Source organism: Blastocatellia bacterium (assembly GCA_035275065.1).
Lineage (GTDB): Bacteria > Acidobacteriota > Blastocatellia > UBA7656 > UBA7656 > DATENM01.
In genome coordinates, this window is sequence record DATENM010000145.1 from 1 (window position 1) to 18570 (window position 18570).

32 protein-coding genes are annotated in these 18570 nt (G+C 60.7%); all 32 read left to right on the forward strand.

Going from position 1 to position 18570, the window contains the following annotated elements:
* A partial coding sequence (gene tuf / locus VJ464_26570) for an elongation factor Tu (GenBank protein HKQ08714.1) occupies positions 1-310 on the forward strand: 310 nt, incomplete at its 5' end.
* 104 nt (positions 311-414) lie between these two features.
* Positions 415-741, forward strand: coding sequence for a 30S ribosomal protein S10 (gene rpsJ / locus VJ464_26575; protein HKQ08715.1), 327 nt, complete (start codon positions 415-417; stop codon positions 739-741).
* 94 nt (positions 742-835) lie between these two features.
* Positions 836-1465: a 50S ribosomal protein L3 gene (gene rplC / locus VJ464_26580; GenBank protein ID HKQ08716.1), complete on the forward strand. Its 630-nt coding sequence runs from the start codon at positions 836-838 to the stop codon at positions 1463-1465.
* Between the two features lie 115 nt (positions 1466-1580).
* A complete protein-coding gene (rplD, locus tag VJ464_26585) occupies positions 1581-2306 on the forward strand; it encodes a 50S ribosomal protein L4 (protein ID HKQ08717.1) in 726 nt (241 codons plus the stop codon).
* A gap of 2 nt (positions 2307-2308) precedes the next feature.
* A complete protein-coding gene (gene rplW, locus VJ464_26590; protein ID HKQ08718.1) occupies positions 2309-2638 on the forward strand; it encodes a 50S ribosomal protein L23 in 330 nt (109 codons plus the stop codon).
* 93 nt (positions 2639-2731) lie between these two features.
* Positions 2732-3556: a 50S ribosomal protein L2 gene (gene rplB / locus VJ464_26595; GenBank protein HKQ08719.1), complete on the forward strand. Its 825-nt coding sequence runs from the start codon at positions 2732-2734 to the stop codon at positions 3554-3556.
* A gap of 81 nt (positions 3557-3637) precedes the next feature.
* Complete coding sequence (rpsS, locus tag VJ464_26600; protein ID HKQ08720.1) at positions 3638-3928, forward strand: 30S ribosomal protein S19; 291 nt, start codon at positions 3638-3640, stop codon at positions 3926-3928.
* Between the two features lie 3 nt (positions 3929-3931).
* Positions 3932-4297: a 50S ribosomal protein L22 gene (rplV, locus tag VJ464_26605; GenBank protein HKQ08721.1), complete on the forward strand. Its 366-nt coding sequence runs from the start codon at positions 3932-3934 to the stop codon at positions 4295-4297.
* Between the two features lie 2 nt (positions 4298-4299).
* The gene (gene rpsC, locus VJ464_26610) at positions 4300-4956 is read left to right on the forward strand and encodes a 30S ribosomal protein S3 (protein ID HKQ08722.1); all 657 of its coding nucleotides are present in this window, start codon (positions 4300-4302) and stop codon (positions 4954-4956) included.
* 83 nt (positions 4957-5039) lie between these two features.
* Positions 5040-5480 carry a 50S ribosomal protein L16 gene (gene rplP / locus VJ464_26615; protein HKQ08723.1) on the forward strand — a complete coding sequence of 147 codons (441 nt, stop codon included), beginning with the start codon at positions 5040-5042 and terminating at the stop codon, positions 5478-5480.
* Positions 5477-5677 (forward strand): 50S ribosomal protein L29, encoded by a 201-nt coding sequence (gene rpmC / locus VJ464_26620; protein HKQ08724.1) that lies wholly within the window; start codon positions 5477-5479, stop codon positions 5675-5677. Before rplP ends, rpmC begins: the two co-directional genes overlap by 4 nt.
* Positions 5678-5718: 41 nt before the next feature.
* On the forward strand, positions 5719-6108 hold the full coding sequence (rpsQ, locus tag VJ464_26625) for a 30S ribosomal protein S17 (GenBank protein HKQ08725.1): 390 nt from the start codon (positions 5719-5721) through the stop codon (positions 6106-6108).
* Between the two features lie 118 nt (positions 6109-6226).
* A complete protein-coding gene (rplN, locus tag VJ464_26630) occupies positions 6227-6595 on the forward strand; it encodes a 50S ribosomal protein L14 (protein ID HKQ08726.1) in 369 nt (122 codons plus the stop codon).
* Positions 6596-6697: 102 nt separating this feature from the next.
* Positions 6698-7030, forward strand: a complete 333-nt coding sequence (gene rplX / locus VJ464_26635) for a 50S ribosomal protein L24 (protein HKQ08727.1) — start codon at positions 6698-6700, stop codon at positions 7028-7030.
* Between the two features lie 99 nt (positions 7031-7129).
* Positions 7130-7675, forward strand: a complete 546-nt coding sequence (rplE, locus tag VJ464_26640) for a 50S ribosomal protein L5 (GenBank protein HKQ08728.1) — start codon at positions 7130-7132, stop codon at positions 7673-7675.
* A 217-nt stretch (positions 7676-7892) separates the two neighbouring features.
* Positions 7893-8048 carry a type Z 30S ribosomal protein S14 gene (locus VJ464_26645; GenBank protein HKQ08729.1) on the forward strand — a complete coding sequence of 52 codons (156 nt, stop codon included), beginning with the start codon at positions 7893-7895 and terminating at the stop codon, positions 8046-8048.
* 97 nt (positions 8049-8145) lie between these two features.
* The gene (rpsH, locus tag VJ464_26650; protein HKQ08730.1) at positions 8146-8538 is read left to right on the forward strand and encodes a 30S ribosomal protein S8; all 393 of its coding nucleotides are present in this window, start codon (positions 8146-8148) and stop codon (positions 8536-8538) included.
* A 79-nt stretch (positions 8539-8617) separates the two neighbouring features.
* The gene (gene rplF / locus VJ464_26655) at positions 8618-9172 is read left to right on the forward strand and encodes a 50S ribosomal protein L6 (GenBank protein ID HKQ08731.1); all 555 of its coding nucleotides are present in this window, start codon (positions 8618-8620) and stop codon (positions 9170-9172) included.
* Between the two features lie 128 nt (positions 9173-9300).
* Positions 9301-9660: a 50S ribosomal protein L18 gene (rplR, locus tag VJ464_26660; GenBank protein ID HKQ08732.1), complete on the forward strand. Its 360-nt coding sequence runs from the start codon at positions 9301-9303 to the stop codon at positions 9658-9660.
* 2 nt (positions 9661-9662) lie between these two features.
* Complete coding sequence (rpsE, locus tag VJ464_26665; GenBank protein ID HKQ08733.1) at positions 9663-10166, forward strand: 30S ribosomal protein S5; 504 nt, start codon at positions 9663-9665, stop codon at positions 10164-10166.
* A gap of 54 nt (positions 10167-10220) precedes the next feature.
* On the forward strand, positions 10221-10424 hold the full coding sequence (gene rpmD / locus VJ464_26670; protein ID HKQ08734.1) for a 50S ribosomal protein L30: 204 nt from the start codon (positions 10221-10223) through the stop codon (positions 10422-10424).
* 96 nt (positions 10425-10520) lie between these two features.
* Positions 10521-10994, forward strand: coding sequence for a 50S ribosomal protein L15 (gene rplO / locus VJ464_26675; GenBank protein ID HKQ08735.1), 474 nt, complete (start codon positions 10521-10523; stop codon positions 10992-10994).
* Between the two features lie 109 nt (positions 10995-11103).
* Complete coding sequence (gene secY, locus VJ464_26680) at positions 11104-12558, forward strand: preprotein translocase subunit SecY (GenBank protein ID HKQ08736.1); 1455 nt, start codon at positions 11104-11106, stop codon at positions 12556-12558.
* A gap of 4 nt (positions 12559-12562) precedes the next feature.
* Entirely contained in the window at positions 12563-13243 is a 681-nt protein-coding gene (locus tag VJ464_26685; protein ID HKQ08737.1) for an adenylate kinase, read from the forward strand.
* Positions 13244-13296: 53 nt separating this feature from the next.
* A complete protein-coding gene (map, locus tag VJ464_26690; GenBank protein HKQ08738.1) occupies positions 13297-14064 on the forward strand; it encodes a type I methionyl aminopeptidase in 768 nt (255 codons plus the stop codon).
* Between the two features lie 123 nt (positions 14065-14187).
* Entirely contained in the window at positions 14188-14301 is a 114-nt protein-coding gene (gene rpmJ, locus VJ464_26695) for a 50S ribosomal protein L36 (GenBank protein ID HKQ08739.1), read from the forward strand.
* Between the two features lie 17 nt (positions 14302-14318).
* Positions 14319-14702, forward strand: a complete 384-nt coding sequence (gene rpsM / locus VJ464_26700) for a 30S ribosomal protein S13 (GenBank protein ID HKQ08740.1) — start codon at positions 14319-14321, stop codon at positions 14700-14702.
* Between the two features lie 53 nt (positions 14703-14755).
* Complete coding sequence (gene rpsK / locus VJ464_26705) at positions 14756-15163, forward strand: 30S ribosomal protein S11 (GenBank protein HKQ08741.1); 408 nt, start codon at positions 14756-14758, stop codon at positions 15161-15163.
* Positions 15164-15439: 276 nt separating this feature from the next.
* On the forward strand, positions 15440-16078 hold the full coding sequence (gene rpsD, locus VJ464_26710) for a 30S ribosomal protein S4 (protein HKQ08742.1): 639 nt from the start codon (positions 15440-15442) through the stop codon (positions 16076-16078).
* Positions 16079-16179: 101 nt separating this feature from the next.
* On the forward strand, positions 16180-17190 hold the full coding sequence (locus tag VJ464_26715; protein ID HKQ08743.1) for a DNA-directed RNA polymerase subunit alpha: 1011 nt from the start codon (positions 16180-16182) through the stop codon (positions 17188-17190).
* A gap of 111 nt (positions 17191-17301) precedes the next feature.
* Positions 17302-17835, forward strand: coding sequence for a 50S ribosomal protein L17 (rplQ, locus tag VJ464_26720; protein HKQ08744.1), 534 nt, complete (start codon positions 17302-17304; stop codon positions 17833-17835).
* Between the two features lie 206 nt (positions 17836-18041).
* On the forward strand, positions 18042-18536 hold the full coding sequence (gene accB / locus VJ464_26725) for an acetyl-CoA carboxylase biotin carboxyl carrier protein (protein HKQ08745.1): 495 nt from the start codon (positions 18042-18044) through the stop codon (positions 18534-18536).
* The last annotated feature ends 34 nt before the right edge of the window (positions 18537-18570 follow it).

Below are 18570 nucleotides of genomic sequence, written 5' to 3' on the forward strand. Positions count from 1 at the left end.
GATCTCGAAGCCCGGGAGCATCAACCCGCACACGAAGTTCAAGGCGGAAGTGTACGTGCTGACGAAGGAAGAGGGCGGGCGGCACACGCCGTTTTTCAGCGGGTACCGGCCGCAGTTTTATTTTCGGACGACGGACGTGACAGGGGTGGCGCAGTTGCCGGAGGGAGTGGAGATGGTGATGCCTGGGGACAATTCGCAGTTGGAGATCGAGTTGATCAACCCGATAGCGATGGAGAAGGGGCTGCGGTTTGCGATCCGCGAAGGCGGGCGCACGGTCGGCGCCGGCACCGTCTCTGAAATCCTGGAGTAGTCGCGCCGTTCGCCGCATCTGGCTCTCGGAGCCAGTTTGAAGGCAATAAGTGAGCGTTCGCGCTACTGGCAATCAGCAGCGCGGGCGTCGAGTGAAAGAGAATTATGCTGAACGAAAAGATTCGCATCCGCTTGAAAGCTTACGATTACCGTGTGCTTGACCAGTCAACGGCTGAGATCGTTGACACGGCTAAACGCACGGGCGCGCGTGTCGCCGGGCCGATTCCGCTGCCGACGGTGAAGAACAAGTACACCGTGCTGCGCAGCCCGCACGTGGATAAGAAGTCGCGCGAGCAGTTCGAGATTCGCACGCACAAGCGGCTGATGGACATTCTCGACCCGACGCCGCAGACGGTTGATGCGCTGATGAAGCTCGACCTGCCGGCGGGCGTGGATGTCGAAATCAAAGCCTTCGGCAAGGACCACAAATAAAGTAATGGGTAATGCGTAATGAGTGATGAGTAAAACGCCATTGGCGTTCGGCTCAACACTCCATACTCATCATTCATCACTCAGGACTAGAAACATGGTCAACGGAATTATTGGCAAGAAGCTCGGAATGACGCAGTTGTTTGCCGACGACGGTTCGGTCACGCCGGTGACGGTAATCAAGGCCGGCCCCTGCATCGTCGTGCAAAAGAAGACGGTCAACACGGATGGCTACGACGCCGTTCAGCTCGGCCTGGTCGAAGAGAAAGCGCCGCGCAAGGTGAACAAGCCGACCGAAGGGCACTTCAAGCGTGCCGGCGTGCCGCCGACTCGCGTGCTGCGCGAAGTCCGCGTCCAGGCGAGCGAGGATGGCACGAACGTCGGCGATAAAGTGCTGGTTGATATCTTCAACCAGAACGATCTGGTCGAGATCATCGGGCGCTCGAAGGGGCGGGGGTTCGCCGGCTTCATCAAGCGGCACGGCTTCGGCGGCGGCCGCGCGACCCACGGCTCGATGTTTCACCGCGCCCCCGGCGGCATCGGCGCATCGGCCTATCCGTCGCGTGTTTACAAAGGCACGAAGATGGCCGGCCAGATGGGCAACGAGCGCAAGACGATCAAGAACCTGCGCGTCGTCGCCGTTGATCCGGATAACAATCTGCTGATGATTCACGGCGCGGTTCCGGGGCCGAATGGCGCATACGTGCTGATTAAGAAAGCACAATAGCGAAGGAGTCAGGAGTCGGGAGTCAGGAGTCAGAATGAATAGGGAAGTCGGCTATCGCCGCCGCTTTCAATCTGAACCCTGAACCCTGAATCCTGAATCCTGGCGGAGCAAGACAATGCCTGTTGTGAAGGTTAAGAATCTGAAGAACGAAGAGGTCGGCGAGCTGACGTTGTCTGACGACGTGTTTGGCGCGCCGCTCAACAAGCCGCTGATTTACGAAGCGGTCAAAGCGTATATGGCGAATCAACGCGCCGGCACCAGCGCGACCAAGACGCGCGGTGACGTTCGCGGTTCGGGCAAGAAGCTCTGGAAGCAGAAGGGCACAGGCCGCGCCCGCATCGCCAGTCTCCGCTCGCCGCTCTGGAAAGGCGGCGGCAATGTCCACGGGCCGCAGCCGCGCGACTGGTCGTACCGCCTGCCGAAGAAAATGCGGCGCGGCGCGATTCGCGCCGTGCTTTCCGAGCGCCTGCGCGAAGGCGGACTGGTCATCGTTGACAACTTCGAGTTGCAGACGCACCGGACGAAAGATTTCGTGGCGGCGCTTGCCGGGCTTGGCCTCGAAGGCCGCACGCTAATCGTTGACGCGCTCGAAAACGGCAACCTGGCCCTGTCGTCGCGCAACCTGCAACACGTCACCTGTGTTGCGCCCGGCGGCATCAATGTCTACAACCTGCTGACGCACGAGCAGGTGGCGTTGACCAGGGACGCCGCGGCGCTGCTCGACAAGCAGCTCGGCGGCAACGCGACGGCGCAGGCACAGCCGGCGCAAGCCGATGAAGCGCCTGTCCAAGCTGACGAAGCGCCGGTCGAAGAGCGCGCGCCGGACGCGCAAGAGGAATAGTCATGAAAACGATTTGGGACATCATCAAAGGGCCGGTCATTACCGAGAAGGCGCTGACGATGAAAGACGAGCCGGAGGCGATGGGCCGCAACGGCAACGACCGCCAGTTGCTGACCCTCAAGGTCAATGTCCATGCCTCGAAGCTTGAGATCAAGCGCGCCGTCGAGCAGATCTTCAAGGTGCAGGTCGATCAGGTGCGCGTCGTCAATTATCGCGGCAAGCAGAAGCGCCTGCCGATGCGCCGCGAAGTGGGCCGCCGTGCCGACTGGAAAAAGGCTTACGTGACGCTCAAGAGCGGCGAGAAGCCGATCATGTACGAAGACGCAATTTGATTTTGGATTTTGGATTTTGGATTTTAGATTGCCGGAACAGCGTCCGCGTCTTCAATCCAAAATCTAAAATCTAAAATCCAAAATGGAACTGTGATGGGAATTAAAAAGCTAACACCGACATCACCGGCGCGGCGCTACCAGACCTATCTGACGCGCGACGAGATTACCACGGACAAGCCGTACGAGCCGTTGCTCGCGCCGAAGAAGCGCATCTCGGGGCGCAACAGCGACGGCCACATCACCGTGCGGCGGCGCGGCGGCGGCAGCAAGCGCCAGTATCGCATCATCGATTTCAAGCGCGACAAGGCCGGCGTCCCGGCCAAGGTGGCGACAATCGAATACGATCCGAACCGCTCGGCCAACATCGCGCTCTTGAGCTACGCCGACGGCGAGAAGCGTTACATCATCGCGCCGCTCGGCTTGAAGGTCGGGCAGACGGTCTTAAGCGGTCCCGAGGCCGACATCATCATCGGCAACGCCCTGCCGCTGCGCTTCATCCCGCTCGGCACGACGATTCACAACGTCGAGCTGCGACCGGGAAAAGGCGCGCAGATGGTGCGCGCTGCCGGCGGCGCGGCGCAACTGGTCGCTAAAGAAGGCGACTGGGCGCAGCTTCGACTGCCGAGCGGCGAGATTCGCCGCGTCAACATCGAGTGCTATGCGACGGTCGGCCAGATCGGCAACATCGAGCATAGCAACGTCAGCCTCGGCAAAGCGGGCCGCACGCGCTGGCTCGGCCGCCGGCCGAAAGTGCGCGGCGTGGCGATGAACCCTGTGGATCACCCGCACGGCGGCGGCGAAGGTAAGACCTCCGGCGGTCGCAACCCGGTGTCGCCCTGGGGCCAGCCGACGCGCGGCTACAAGACTCGCAATAACAAGCGCACGGATAAATTCATCGTGCGCCGGGCCAAGAAATAAGAACCGGGGGTTGGGTGTTCGGTGTCAGGGGCTGGTGAAAACCCCGACACCCGACGCCCGACACCCATCACCTGAAAAGTTATGGCAAGATCAATTAAAAAAGGGCCGTTCATTGACGAGCCGCTGCTGAAAGTCATCACGCGAATGAATCAGGCGAACGAGAAGCGCGTCCATAAGACATGGTCGCGCCGCTCGACGATCATTCCCGAAATGGTCGGCCACACGCTGGCGGTTCACAACGGCAAGAAATTCATCCCGGTCTACGTTCAAGAGAACATGGTCGGTCACAAGCTCGGCGAGTTTTCGCCGACCCGCCATTTCAAAGGCCACCCCGAGAAGAGCGACAAGACGGTCAAGAAGGGAGGCAAGTAAGCGATGAAGGCACGCGCAGTCGCCAAGTACATCAAAGGCTCGCCGCAGAAAGCGCGGCTGGTCATTGACCTGATCCGCGGGCGCAACGTCAACGAAGCGCTGGCGATCCTGAAAGGCACCAACAAGCGCGCCGTGACGCCGATTGAAATCACGCTGCGCTCGGCCATCGCCAACGCCGAACAGAAGGCCGAACAGTTGAACGTCGCCATTGACGTTGACCGCCTGCTGGTCTCGAAGGCGATGGTTGACCTGGGACCGACGAAGTATCGCCGCCGCGTCAGGCCGGCGCCGATGGGCCGCGCTTATCGCGAGCGCCGCTGGCAGAGCCACATCACTATCGAAGTCGAAACCGAGAAGGAAGAAGAGTAATTATGGGCCAGAAAGTTCATCCCTATGGGTTCAGGCTCGGCGTCAACCGCTCGTGGCACTCGAACTGGATCGCCAAGCGCGAGTACGCCGACCTGCTGCACGAAGACCTGAAGCTCAAGCGCGAGCTGAAGTCGCGGTTTGCCGGCGCCGGCGTCTCGGGCATCGACATCGAGCGCGCCGCCAACAAGCTGAAGATCATCATCCACACCTCGCGCCCCGGCATCATCATCGGGCGCAAGGGCGCGGAGATCGATAAGCTCAAGCAAGAGATCAAAGAGCGCACGGGCCGCGAGGTCTACGTCAACATCCAGGAGATTCACAAGCCGGAGTTGAACGCGCAGCTTCAAGCCGAGCAGATCGCCCAGCAGTTAGAGAAGCGCATCGCCTTCCGCCGCGCCATGCGGCGCGCCGTCGAGAACGCTCAGCGCTTCGGCGCTCAGGGCATCAAGGTGCGCGTATCGGGCCGCTTGAACGGCGCGGAAATCGCCCGCAGCGAATGGTACTTGCAAGGCCGCCTGCCGCTGCACACGTTGCGCGCCGACATCGATTACGGATTCGCCGAAGCCAACACGACGTTTGGCGTCATCGGCATCAAGGTGTGGATTTATCGCGGCGACGAGCTGACCGCGCGCCGCGCGCCGCAACCGCGGAGAGCATAACGATTGCGGATTGCGGATTGCGGATTTTGGAACGAGGTTCCCGAATCTACCAATCCGCAATCCGCAATCCGCAATGGTGAAATATGGCTGAATATAAGATTCCCAAGCGAATGAAGTATCGCAAGCAGCAGCGTGGCCGCATGAGCGGTGTGGCGACGCGCGGCGCGGAGATTTCTTTCGGCGAGTATGGGTTGAAGGCGCTGGAGCCGGCATGGATTACCGGCAAGCAGATCGAAGCCTCGCGCGTGGCGATGACCCGCTTCATCAAGCGCGGCGGCAAAATCTGGATTCGCGTCTTCCCGGATAAGCCCATCACCAAGAAGCCGGCGGAAACCCGCATGGGCAAGGGCAAGGGCGCGCCCGAAGGCTGGGTCGCGGTCATCAAGCCGGGCCGCATCCTCTTCGAGATGGAAGGCGTTGATGAGAAGACCGCCGCCGAAGCCATGCGGCTGGCGGCGCAGAAGCTGCCCATCAAGACCCGGTTCATCACGCGCAAGCAGCAAGACGCAGGAGGGCTGGTATGAAGGCTGATGAGCTGAGAGATTTGAACGACGACGACCTGCGGGCCAAAGTCGCCGAGATGAAGGAGAGCATCTTCCGCATGCGCTTCAAGCTGTCGCTCGGCAACACGGACGTGGTCAAGAATCTGCGCGAGTCGCGCAGAGACCTGGCGCGCGTGCTGACCTTGATCCGCGAGCGCGGCCTCGAAGCCGGAAAGTAAGAGTCACGGCGCGCTACAGCGCGCCACGTTGAAGGGTGAGTATGGAAGAGAACAGAAACGATCAAACGAGCGAGAGCGGCGAAGGCGTGCTGACCGACGTGGCGCGCGCCATCGGCTCGACGCTCGGCAAAGTGGCCGCGGCCATCGGCGGCACAGACGAGCCGCAGGCCGCAGCTACGGGGCCGCAGCACCGCCGCCAGGAGAAGGTCGGGTTAGTGACCAGCGACAAGATGACCAAGACCGTGGTCGTCCGCGTCGAGCGGCTGGTGCGCCACCCGAAGTACCGCCGCTACATCCGCCGCCGCACCAAGTTCATGGCGCACAACGAGATGGAAGCGAAGGTCGGCGATACCGTGCGCATCGTCGAAACGCGACCGATGTCGGCGCGCAAGCGCTGGCGCGTCGTCGAGATTGTTCAGAAAGCCAGGTGATGGGTGTCGGGTGCCGGGTGCCGGGTGTCGGGTGTCGGTCAAGAGATGAATGCTTCTGACCAACTCCTAATCCCCAACATCCCATACCCAACACCCAACACCCGTCGGAGACAAAGTCATGATTCAGATGAGATCAATCCTTGAGGTGGCGGATAACTCCGGGGCCAAGCGCATCTCGATGATCCTGCCGCTCGGCGGCCACACGGGTCTGCGCGCAGGGCTCGGCGACATCATCACCGCGGCGGTCAAGGAAGCGGCGCCCGATGGCGCGGTCAAGAAGGGCCAGGTGGTGCGCGCCGTCATCGTCCGCACCCGCAAAGAGACGCGCCGCAAGGACGGCACTTATATTCGCTTCGATCAGAACGCGGCGGTGATCATCAAGCCGGACAACGAGCCCGTCGGCACGCGCGTCTTCGGCCCCATTGCCCGCGAGCTGCGCGACAAGCGGTTCATGAAGATCGTCAGCCTTGCGCCGGAAGTGATTTGAGAAAGTATTCAGAAGTCAGGAGTCAGAAGTCAGAATAAAAGCCGAGCCGGCTTCCTTGCTCATTCTGACTCCTGACTCCTGACTCCTGACTCCTGAGGTGTTATGAACGTAGAAATCAATGTGCGAAAGAACGACCGCGTGGTCGTCATCACCGGCAAAGACAGCGGCAGGACGGGGCGAATCATCGAAGTGCTGCCGCGCAAGCATAAGGTGATCGTCGAAGGCGTCAACGTCGTCAAGCGCCACACCAAGGCGAACTCGCGGCGCGGCGTGCAGTCGGGCATCCTTGAGCGCGAAGCGCCGATTGACGTGTCGAACGTGATGCTGCTTTGTCCGCACTGCGGTCAGGCGACGCGCTCGGCGCATCAGGTGCTCGAAGACGGCAAGCGCCACCGCGCATGCAAGAAGTGCGGCGCGGCTATCGAGAAACAGTAACCCAGAGGCCGCGCGGGGAGGCGCTCTTCGAGAGGGCGCGGCGGCAGCCAGACAAAGCGACTGAAGGCGCGCCCCGGCGCATCAGATGCGAGGACGGATATGGCAGCGAGACTGAAAGAGAAATACAATAGCGAGATTCTGCCGGCCTTGATTAAAGAGTTCAACTACACGAACCCGATGGCCGCGCCGAAGATCGAAAAAGTGGTTTTAAACATGGGCGTGGGCCGCGAGGCGCAGAGCAACCCGAAGGTCTTTGACCAGGCGACGATGGAGCTGACGACGATTGCCGGCCAGAAGCCGGTCATCACCAAGGCGAAGAAATCGATTGCCGCCTTCAAGCTGCGCACGGGGATGCCGGTCGGCGTTTCGGTGACGCTGCGCGGCGACCGCATGTACGAGTTTCTGGATCGCTTCATCAACGCCGTGCTGCCGCGCGTGCGCGACTTCCGCGGCGTCAGCCCGCGCGCTTTTGATGGCCGCGGCAACTACACAATTGGCATCAAGGATCAGTTGATCTTCCCGGAGATCGACTTCAATCGCGTTGATCGCACGCGGGGCATGAACATTTCTATTGTGACGACGGCACGCACAGACGAAGAAGGCCGCGCCCTGCTGCGGCAATTCGGCATGCCGTTTATGAAGTAGTTACCAGTGACCGGCTCTCAGTTGCTAGTCGCGCAACGCGATTCGGCTGAGAGCGGACGACTGACAACTGACAACTGAGAACTAACTTATGGCAAGAACATCATCAGTCTATAAAGCGAACGAGCTGAAGCGGGCGCTGGCGAACGCCAAGCAGCGGGTCAAAGAGCAGTACGGCGCCGCCGGCAAGAAAGAAGTGAAGCGCGCCAAGGCCGCCGGCATGAACTTGAACATCTTCACGTCGCGGGTGCATAACCGCTGCCGGCGCTGCGGTCGCGGCAAAGGCTACCTGCGCAAGTTCGCGCTCTGCCGCATCTGCTTCCGCGGGCTGTCGCTCGAAGGCCACATTCCCGGCGTGACGAAGTCGAGCTGGTAAAAGAGAGTGACAAGTGACAGGTGAACAGTGACAAGAGCGGGCGGAGTTTTTCTTGTCACTTGTCACTTGTCACTTGTCACGGATTTCAGGAGAAGTGATGACAGATCCAATCGCTGATATGCTGACGCGAATGCGCAATGCGTACGCGGCCAAGCACCAGAAGGTAGACGTGCCGGTCTCGAACATCAAGCTGGAGATCGCGCGCATTTTGAAAGAAGAAGGCTTCATCAACAACTTTAAGGTCATCGGCGAAGGCGTGCGCCGCAACATCCGCATCTACCTGCGCTATGGCACCAAGGGCGAGCAGGTGATCTCGCGGCTGGAGCGCGTTTCAAAGCCCGGCTGCCGCGTCTACGTCAAAGGCACAGCGGTGCCGAGCGTGCTGGGCGGCCTGGGGGTCAACATCCTCTCGACCTCGCGCGGCTTGATGACCGACCGCCGGGCGCGCCGCGAGCGTGTCGGCGGCGAGTTGATCTGCCGGGTCTATTAAGAGTGAAGGGAGTCAGGAGCCAGGAGTCAGAGTTCATTCTGACTCCTGGCTCCTGACTCCTGAATGCGGAGTTATCATTATGTCGAGAATAGGCAAGAAGCCAATAAGCATTCCTAAGAACGTCAAGGTCAACATCACGGACGGGGTGATCGAAGTGAGCGGCCCGAAAGGCCAGTTGACGACCAATGTGCCCGCCGGCATTCAGTTTCGCGTCGACGGGGATCAGCTTGTCGCCGAGCGCACCAGTGACGACCACGCGGCGGTTCATGGACTGGCGCGCGCCCTGGTGCAGAACGCCGTCACCGGCGTCACCGATGGCTATACGCGGCAGCTCGACATCGTCGGCGTCGGCTACAAGGTCGAATTGCAGAAGAGTCGCGTCATCTTCAACCTCGGTTATTCGCACCCCATCGAGTTCCCGCTGCCGTCGGGCATTGATGTCAAGGTCGAGCGTGTCAACAAGCCGATTCAGCAGTACCAGACGACCCTGACGATCACCGGCATTGACAAGCAGCAGGTCGGCCAGATTGCCGCCGACATGCGCAGCCTGCGCCGCCCCGATCCGTACAAGGGCAAGGGCGTGCGCTATGCCGGCGAAGCCTTGAAGCTCAAGCCCGGCAAGACCGGCAAGTAAGGGGACGTAACACGTGACGAGTGACAAGAAAAACGGAATCACCTTGTCACTTGTCACTCGTCACCATCTGAGAGTTGCTGAAGTGATGCCGCAAGCCGGCACAATCAGCGACCATAAGGACAAACGATATGGCACAGAAAAGCAGACAAGACATTAGGCGGGCGGTGCATCAGCGCATCCGCCAAAAAGTCGGCGGCAGCGGCGAGCGCCCGCGGCTGGCCATCTTTCGTAGCGTCAACCACATCTACGCGCAGATCATTGACGACGCGCAGGGCGTCACCGTGGCCTCGGCTTCGACAACGGAAAAAGATTGGAAGGGACGCACCGGCGGCAACATTGCGGCAGCCAAAGAGATCGGCAAAGCGATTGCCGAGCGCGCCAAAGAGAAGGGCATCACCCGCGTCGTCTTTGACCGCGGCGGCTACATCTATCACGGGCGCGTGCGCAGTCTCGCCGAAGCGGCGCGCGAAGCTGGACTGGAGTTTTAATAATGGAACGAATTGACGCATCAGGTCTCGATCTGAAGGATCAGGTGATTTCAATCAACCGCGTGACCAAGGTGGTCAAGGGCGGCAAGAACCTGTCGTTTGCGGCGCTGGTCATAGTCGGCAACGAGAATGGCGTCGTCGGCTTCGGCAGTGGCAAGGCCCGCGAAGTGCCGCTGGCGATCAAGAAGGGCATCGAGGCGGCGAAGAAGAATCTGATTCGCGTGCCGCTGTCGGGCCACACCCTGCCGCACCAGGTGACCGGCATCTTTGGCTCAGGGCGCGTGCTGCTCAAGCCCGCTCCCGAAGGCAAGGGCGTCATCGCCGGTGGCGCCGTGCGCGCCATCATGCAACTGGTCGGCGTGCGCGATGTGGTGACGAAATCAATCGGCACCTCGAACCCGCACAACGTCGTCCGCGCCACCTTTGAAGGTCTCCGGGAGTTGAAAGACCCGACCTCGGTGTCGCGGCTGCGGCGGCAGGCGGCAGAAGAAGCCGCGAGCGCTTAACGAATGGCCGCAGGCTTCGCAGGCGAAGCTTGAAACGGCTCGAAGGGAGTTATCATGGCAACGGCCAACAACGAAGCGCCGGGCGCGACCATCAAGATTCAGTGGTATCGCTCGACTATCGCCACGCCCAGAGCGCATAAAGAGATCGTCCGCAGCCTCGGGCTGACCAAGCTCAATCAGATCGTCGAGCGGCCCGACACCCCGTCCATGCGCGGCGCGGTTAAGAAGGTCCCGCACCTGCTGAGAATCATTGAATAGGGGCCGGGTGACAGGGGCCGGGGCCGGTGAAGAAAACTAAGTTTTACAACTGGCCCCTGACCCCTGACCCCTGACCCCCGGAGTCAAATCATGGCAATAGGCATACACAACATCGGCGCGCCGAAGGGCGCAAACAAAGATAAGAAGCGCGTCGGGCGCGGCCCCGGCTCGGGGCTCGGCAAGACTTCGGGGCGCGGCCACAAAGGGCAGAAATCGCGCTCCGGCTATTCGGGCCGTCCGGGCTTTGAAGGCGGCCAGATGCCGCTGCAACGGCGACTGCCCAAGCGCGGCTTTACGAACATCTTCAAAAAGGTCTGGATCGAAGTGCAGCTATCAGAACTGGCCGAGCGTTTTGACGGCAGCGAGCCGATCACGCCGGAGCTGATGGTCGAGCGCGGCATGATTAAGAAGAGTCACCTGGCACGCTTTGAGGGCGTCGTCGTCTTAGGCGGCGGCGAGCTGGCCGCGAAGCTGAGCATCACCGCACACCGTTTCACGAAGTCGGCGAAAGAAAAGATCGAAGCCGCCGGCGGCACCGCCAGCCTGGTCGGCAAAAGCTTTGAGGCGTAAACGCCATTTCGGTTTCTGGTTTATGGCCGGCTTCTTGTAAAATAAGGGCTCGGCCATAAATCAAGAATCGCCGCGCGATTCGTTCAACGCCCAGGGGAATTGCAAAGTCATGATCGAGAATTTCGTCAACAGCATCCGCAACGTCTTCACCGTCCCTGACCTGCGCAAGCGCGTCCTGTTCACGCTGGCGATGCTGGCGGTTTACCGCATCGGCTCGCACGTGCGCACGCCGGGCATTGACCCGCAGGTGCTCTCGAACCTGTGGGAGCAGGGCGTGATGCACCGCAGCCTGGCCGGCGTCATGGACTTGTTCTCCGGCGGCAACTTCAGAGTCGTCTCTATCTTCGCCCTCGGCATCACGCCCTACATCACGGCGTCGATCATCCTGCAACTGATGACCGTCGTGAGCGCGCGGCTGAAGGCGTTGCAGGAAGAAGGCGATCTGGGCCGGCGCAAGATCACCCAGTACACGCGCTACCTGACGGTCGTGCTCTGCGCGGTGCAGTCGTTCGGCATCGCCTACTGGTTGCAGAATCAGGTCACCTCTTCGGGCAATCTGGTCTACAACCCCGGGCTGAACTTCGTGCTGATGACGATGTTGACGCTGGCGACCGGCACGACGTTCATTATGTGGCTCGGCGAGCAGATCACCGAGCGCGGCGTCGGCAACGGCATCAGCTTGATCATCTTCGCCGGCATCGTGCTGCGCCTGCCTTCGGCGGTGCAGACCATGTACGAGAAGCTCACGGGCGGCGGCACCGGCCAGGCCATTGGCGTCATCTTGCTGGTCGTGGCGATGATCCTGGTGATCGCGGCCATCGTCTTCGTCGAGCGCGGCTTCCGCAAGATTCCCATCAACCATGCGCGGCGCATGGTCGGGCGGCAATCGATCCCGCAGCAGCAGACACACATGCCGTTGAAGGTCAACATGGGCGGCGTCATCCCTGTGATCTTCGCGTCTTCGATCCTCGCCTTCCCACAGACCATCCTCGGCTTCCTCGGCACGGACCCCGAGAATACCACGGGCTGGAAAGCATGGCTGGGGAAACTGGCCAGCGAGATGGGCGGCCAGGGTCACCCGCTGCATTACCTGATTTATGCGGCGGCGATCATCTTCTTCACTTTCTTCTACGTGTCGATCATTTTCAACACTGACGAAGTGGCGAACAACCTGCGCAAGAACGGCGCGTTCATCCCCGGCATCCGCCCGGGCAAGCGCACCTCGGATTACCTGAACGAGATTCTCACGCGGCTGACGACGGCCGGCGCCATTTACCTGGCGGTGGTGGCGTTGCTGCCGCAGTTCATCTTGTCGGGCTTCGCGGTTCAATACCTGCCTTTCATCGGGCAGTCGCTCGACAACCTGCTGCGCGGCAACCCGCTGACTTCGTGGATCACGACCGGCATCGGCGTCAACTTCTACTTCGGCGGCACCAGCCTGCTGATTGTCATCGGCGTGGCGATGGACACGATGAACCAGATCGAGTCGCAGCTGATCATGCGCCACTACGACGGCTTCCTCGGGCCGCGCGGGCGGCGCATGCGGGGGCGGCGCTCGTATTGAGCTTATGTCGAACCTCTACGTTTTGATGGGGCCGCAAGGTGCAGGCAAAGGCACTCAGGCGCAATTATTGGCAGACCGTTTCGGTCTGCCAATCGTCGCTACGGGGGACATCCTGCGCGAGATCGCCAAGGAGGAAACCGAGTTCGGCCGGCACGTCAAAGCGGTCCTCGCCACCGGCGAGCTGGTCAGCGACGATATTCTCGCCGAGGTGATTAAGCAGCGGCTCTGTCTGAACGATTGCGTCGGCGGGTGCATCCTCGATGGCTTCCCGCGCACCTTGCCGCAAGCGCGCTTGCTTGAAATGATCGCGCAGGAGGACGGCAATCGCATCGTCGTCATCAAGATTGACGTGCCGCGCGAGCTGCTGCTGCGCCGCCTGACCGGCCGGCGCATCTGCAAACGCTGCAACTCGATTTATCATATGGAGTTCAAGCCGCCCCAACACGACGAGGTTTGCGACCTGGACGGCGAGGCGCTGATGACCCGGCCCGACGACACCATCGAAGCGATCCAACAGCGGTTGCAGCTCTACCAGGAGAAGACGCGGCCGCTGCTTGAATACTATGAGGCGTCGAGCCGACTCCAGCGGGTTGACGGCACGGGAACGCCGGAAGCCGTCTTCAATCGCCTGGCCGAGATTGTCGAAAGTGATTCGAACTCGGAGCGAGGCAATGCGGCGCAGTGAGTAAGCGATGAGGAGAGCCGATCACTGCAATCGAGTGGTCAGGGGTCTTTGTCATGGTGATTCGCAAATCGAAAATCGAGATTGAAAAGATGCGCGCTGCGGGGCAGATTGTCGCCCGCGTGTTGAAGCAGCTCTCGGAGATCGTGCAGCCGGGGATTACCACCCGCGACCTCGATGCCGAAGCCGAGCGCCTGATCCGCGCCGCGGGTGCGGTGCCGACTTTTAAGGGCTATCACGGCTATCCGGCTTCGATCTGCGCCTCGATCAACGATGAAGTGGTGCATGGCATCCCTTCGAAACGTAAGCTGCGCGAGGGCGACATCATCGGCATTGACTGCGGCGCAACCTTGCAGGGCTATGTCGGCGACGCGGCGGTGACGGTGCCGGTTGGGCGGATCAGCGATGACGCCTGGAAGCTGATCAACACGACGCGCCGCTCACTGTTTGAAGCGATCTCCCGCTGCCGCGTCGGCAATCGCCTCGGCGATGTCTGCAACGCCGTGCAGGCGTATGTCGAGCCGCTCGGCTATTCGGTGGTGCGCAACTTCTGCGGGCACGGCATCGGTCGGGCGATGCACGAAGACCCGCAGGTGCCGAATTACGGCAAGCCCGGCACCGGCCCTGTCTTGCGCGAAGGCTGGGTGCTGGCTATCGAGCCGATGGTCAATATCGGGCGCCACGACGTCAAAGTCCTGTCCGACGGCTGGACGGTAATCACCCTGGACGGCAGGCCGTCGGCACATTTCGAGCATACAGTGGCAATCACCGCTGACGGGCCGCAGATTCTCACTGAATTAAACGGGAATGGGAATGTCGGGTAGGGCAGCGGCGGGCCGCCTGCGGAGGCAGGTTGCGAAAGCCGGCGGGCGATGGTAAACTAATCGTTTCTTGTGTGCGAAGGATTCTTCACCTAGCGCCCGCTCGATGAAGGAAGGAAAGCAATTATGAAAGTCAGGGCATCGGTTAAGAAAATGTGTGATAACTGCAAGGTCATTCACCGCCGCGGCGTTGTTCGAGTGATCTGCACCAATCCCAAGCATAAACAGCGGCAAGGATAGTCGAAGACGGAGGACGAATGGCACGCATCGCAGGCGTAGACCTTCCGGCAAATAAGCGAGCCGAGATCGGTCTGACATACATCTACGGCATCGGGCGCTCGCGCGCCAACCAGATTCTCGGCGAGGCCGGCATCAACATCGATAAGCGCATCCGCGAGCTGAGCGAAGAAGAGGTCAACCGCATCCGCACGGTCATTGATCAGCAGGGCATGGTCGAAGGCGACCTGCGCAAAGAAGTGCAGATGAACATCAAGCGGTTGATGGACATCGGCTGCTATCGCGGCCTGCGCCACCGCCGCGGCCTGCCGGTGCGCGGCCAGCGCACGCATACCAACGCCCGCACGCGCAAAGGCCCGCGCCGCATGACGGTCGCTAAGAAGAAAGCGCCGGGCAAGAAATAACCACGGTGACGAGTGACAAGATCACCCACTCGTCACTTGTCACTTAAAGAATTATGGCAAAAGCACAAGCAAAAGGCGGCAAGAAGAAAGCCTTCAAGCGCAAAGAGCGGCGCATCGTGCCGCAGGGCATCGTTCACATCCAGGCGAGCTTCAACAACACACTGGTGGCGATCACCGATATGTCGGGCAACCTGATCAGCCAGTCGTCGGCAGGCGCGCTCGGCTTTCATGGCTCGCGCAAGGGCACGCCGTTCGCCGCGCAACAGGCGGCCAGCCGTGCCGCGCAAGCGGCGCGTGACGTTGGCATGCAGCACGCCGAAGTCCGTGTCAAAGGGCCGGGATCAGGCCGCGAATCGGCGGTGCGCGCGATCCAGTCCGCCGGCATCAACGTGTCGATCATTCGTGACGTCACGCCGATCCCCCACAACGGCTGCCGCCCGCCGAAGCGTCGTCGCGTTTAGTCAGAGATTTTTCAAAGAGCGGGCCGGCGCGGCCTGCTCTTACTTGATTTCATGTTCGGGCGCGCGCCGGCCTGACGCCGCCTGCGCGCCTTAAAGGAAGAAGAGCCGTTCAATTTTGGATTTGCGATTTTGGATTTTAGATTGGCAGAAGCGCACGAGTTCAACTCAATGCACGTCTTCCCGGAATCCAAAATCTAAAATCTAAAATCCAAAATTCGGAGGGCTTGTAAACTTTTGCCGGTTCCCGCGAGGGACGGTAGATGGAGGGAGAACGCATTGGCTAGATATCGTGGCCCGGTGTGCCGTTTGTGCCGCCGGGAAGGAATGAAGCTGTTTTTGAAGGGCGAGCGGTGCTACAAGCCGAGCTGCCCGATTGAAAAACGCGGCACCCAGCCGCCCGGTCAGCACGGCCGCAACGTCCGCCGTGCCAAGCTCATCGGCTACGGCGAGCAATTGCGCGAGAAGCAGAAGGTCAAGCGCATTTATGGCATGCTGGAGCGCCAGTTCCGGCTCTATTTCGAGCGCGCCGTGCGTACCAAAGGCGTCACGGGCGAGAACTTGCTCGCTTTGCTTGAGCGTCGCCTCGACAACGTCGTCTATCGTCTCGGCTATGCGATGTCGCGCCCGCAAGCGCGGCAGTTAGTCAGCCACGGTCACGTCCTCGTCAATGGCCGCAAAGTGGATATCCCAAGCTTCCAGGTCAAGGTCGGCGATGAAATCACCATCCGCGAAGGCAGCCGCGCCAATGGGCACATTCAGAGCGCCTTCCAGACGGCATCGGGGCGCGGCCGCCCGGGCTGGCTCGAAGTTATCTCTGCTGATGACATGCGTGGCCGCGTCGTTGCCTTGCCGCGTCGTGAAGACATTGGCCAGAATATCAACGAACAACTTATCGTCGAGCTTTATTCCAAGTAGTTCACGCAGGGTGTTGGGTGTCATCGGCTGGAACGCGGGCGGGCAGTCGCCGCGAATCAGCTCATGACACCCAACACCTATAACCTGTTTGAGGGGAAGCAATGACCAACACCGAAACCCAATTCATGATTGGATTCCAGAAGCCCAAGCGCCTCGCCTCTGAATCGGAGACGGCGACCAGCCGCTACGGCAAATTCTACGCGCAGCCGTTCGAACGCGGGTTCGGGACGACTATCGGCAACTGTCTGCGCCGTTCGCTGCTCTCGTCGGTCGAAGGCGCGGCCATCACGGCGATCAAGATCGAAGGCGTGCTGCACGAGTTCTCTTCGATCCCCGGCGTCGTCGAAGACGCCACCGACATCATCCTCAACCTCAAACGCATCCCGTTCAAGCTGCACGGGCTGGGGCCGAAGACCTTGCGCGTCGAGCGCACCGTGCCGGGCGAGATGCTTTCGGGCGAGATTGAAACCGACAGCGAAGTCGAAATTCTCGATCCCAACGTCCACATCGCGACGGTTTCCGAAGGCGGAAGCTTGGCCATTGAGATGCGCTTGAAGCGGGGCCGTGGTTATGTCAGCGCCGAGCGCAATTACGACGAGGACCTGGCCGTCGGCTATATCCCCATTGATTCGGTGCATTCGCCGGTCAAGAAAGTCAACTACACGGTCGATTCGGCGCGCCTCGGGCAGGACACCGATTACGACAAGCTGACGATTGAAGTCTGGACGAACGGCTCGGTGCAGCCGGCCAACGCCATCGGCCTGGCCGCCAAGTTGATCAAAGATCACATGCAGATCTTCATCAACTTCGAGGAAGAGCCCGACCATGCCGACGGCGATGCCGAAGGCGGCGAGCGCGGCGCTTTCAACGAAAATCTCGACCGCTCGGTGGACGAGTTGGAACTGAGCGTGCGCTCGTACAACTGCCTGAAGAACGCCGACATTCGCACCATCCGCGAGCTGGTGCAGAAGAGCGAAGCCGAGATGTTGAAGACCAAGAATTTCGGGCGCAAGTCGCTGAACGAGATCAAGGAGATTTTGCAGTCCATGGGGTTGCATCTCGGCATGCGCTTTGACGATCACGGGCGGCTGATTGACGAGGCCACCGCCTAAAGGGAAACGATGAACGATGAATGATGAACGCTGAATGGCTCGACTGTATTCACCGTTCCTGGTTCATCATTCATCATTCATCATTCATGATTTTCTTTCCTGGGGTTTGTTATGCGACATAAAGTGGCTCATAGAAAACTGGGGCGCAAGACCGAGCATCGGTTATCGATGCTGCGCAACCTCTGCACTTCGCTGATGGTTGAAGAGCGCCTGATCACGACGCTGCCGAAGGCCAAAGAGTTGCGCCCGTACGCCGAGCGCGTCATCACGCTGGGCAAGCGCGCGCTTACAGCCGAAGGGCCGGAGCAGGCGCTGCACTTGCGGCGTCAGGCGGCGGCCTACTTTCACAGCGGCAACGCCAACCGCACGCCGGACGGCGGCTACAAGCGCCCGCGCGCGCCGCGTACGGCCGGCGTCGCCGCCGTTGACAAGCTGTTTGATGAAATCGCCGCGCGCTACACCGAGCGCCCCGGCGGTTATACGCGCATCCTCAAGCTCGGCACCCGCCGCGGCGATGGCGCTGAAATGGCCTTGATCGAATTGATTGGCAGCGAAGTCGCGCCCGTCAAGGAAGAGGCCAAGCCCGAGGCCAAGAAGAAGCGCGGCCTGCTCGGTCGGTTCAAAAAGGATCAAGCGAAGGCCTAAGCTCGGCCAACGCGCGCGGCACCAGCAGGCGGGCGGTTGGTTGAGCCTTCGTTGTATGATTGAAAGCCTCAGCCGCACGCGGTTGGGGCTTTCGCTTATTGAGCCGGCGTGTTAGTTTCTGGTTTCTAGTTCCTGGTTCCTGGTTGATCGGACAACGCGATCTACAATAACCAGAAATCAGAAACCCGCATCTTTGAGGGCAAACGATGGATTTGAAAGAGGTCAAAAAGCTAATCGAGCTGGTGAGCGAAAAGGGCTTCGCCGAGTTCGAGATCGAGCACGACGGCTTTCGGCTGCACATCAGCCGCTTCAAAGAGCCGGCGGTAATTCAGGCGGCGCCGACGCCGGTCATCCTCTCGGCGCCGATGCCGGTCGTAACGGAAACCGTCGCGCCTGCCGCCGCCCAACCTTCCCCCCCGGCGCCTCCGCCGGCCCGGCCCGAGCCGCCGAAGACTGAGTCCGCGCAGCACCTCATTAGATCGCCTATCGTCGGCACGTTTTATCGCGCGGCCTCGCCGCAAGCCAAGCCGTTTGTCAATGTCGGCGACCGCGTCGAAGCCGATCAGGTCGTTTGCATCATCGAAGCGATGAAGCTGATGAACGAGATTCAGGCTGAAATCAGCGGCGTGATCGCCGAAATCTACGTCCAGAACGGCCAGCCCGTCGAATACGGCCAGCCGCTGTTTGGGATAACGACCTAGAAGTCAGGAGTCAGAAGACCGAAGTCAGAATGGA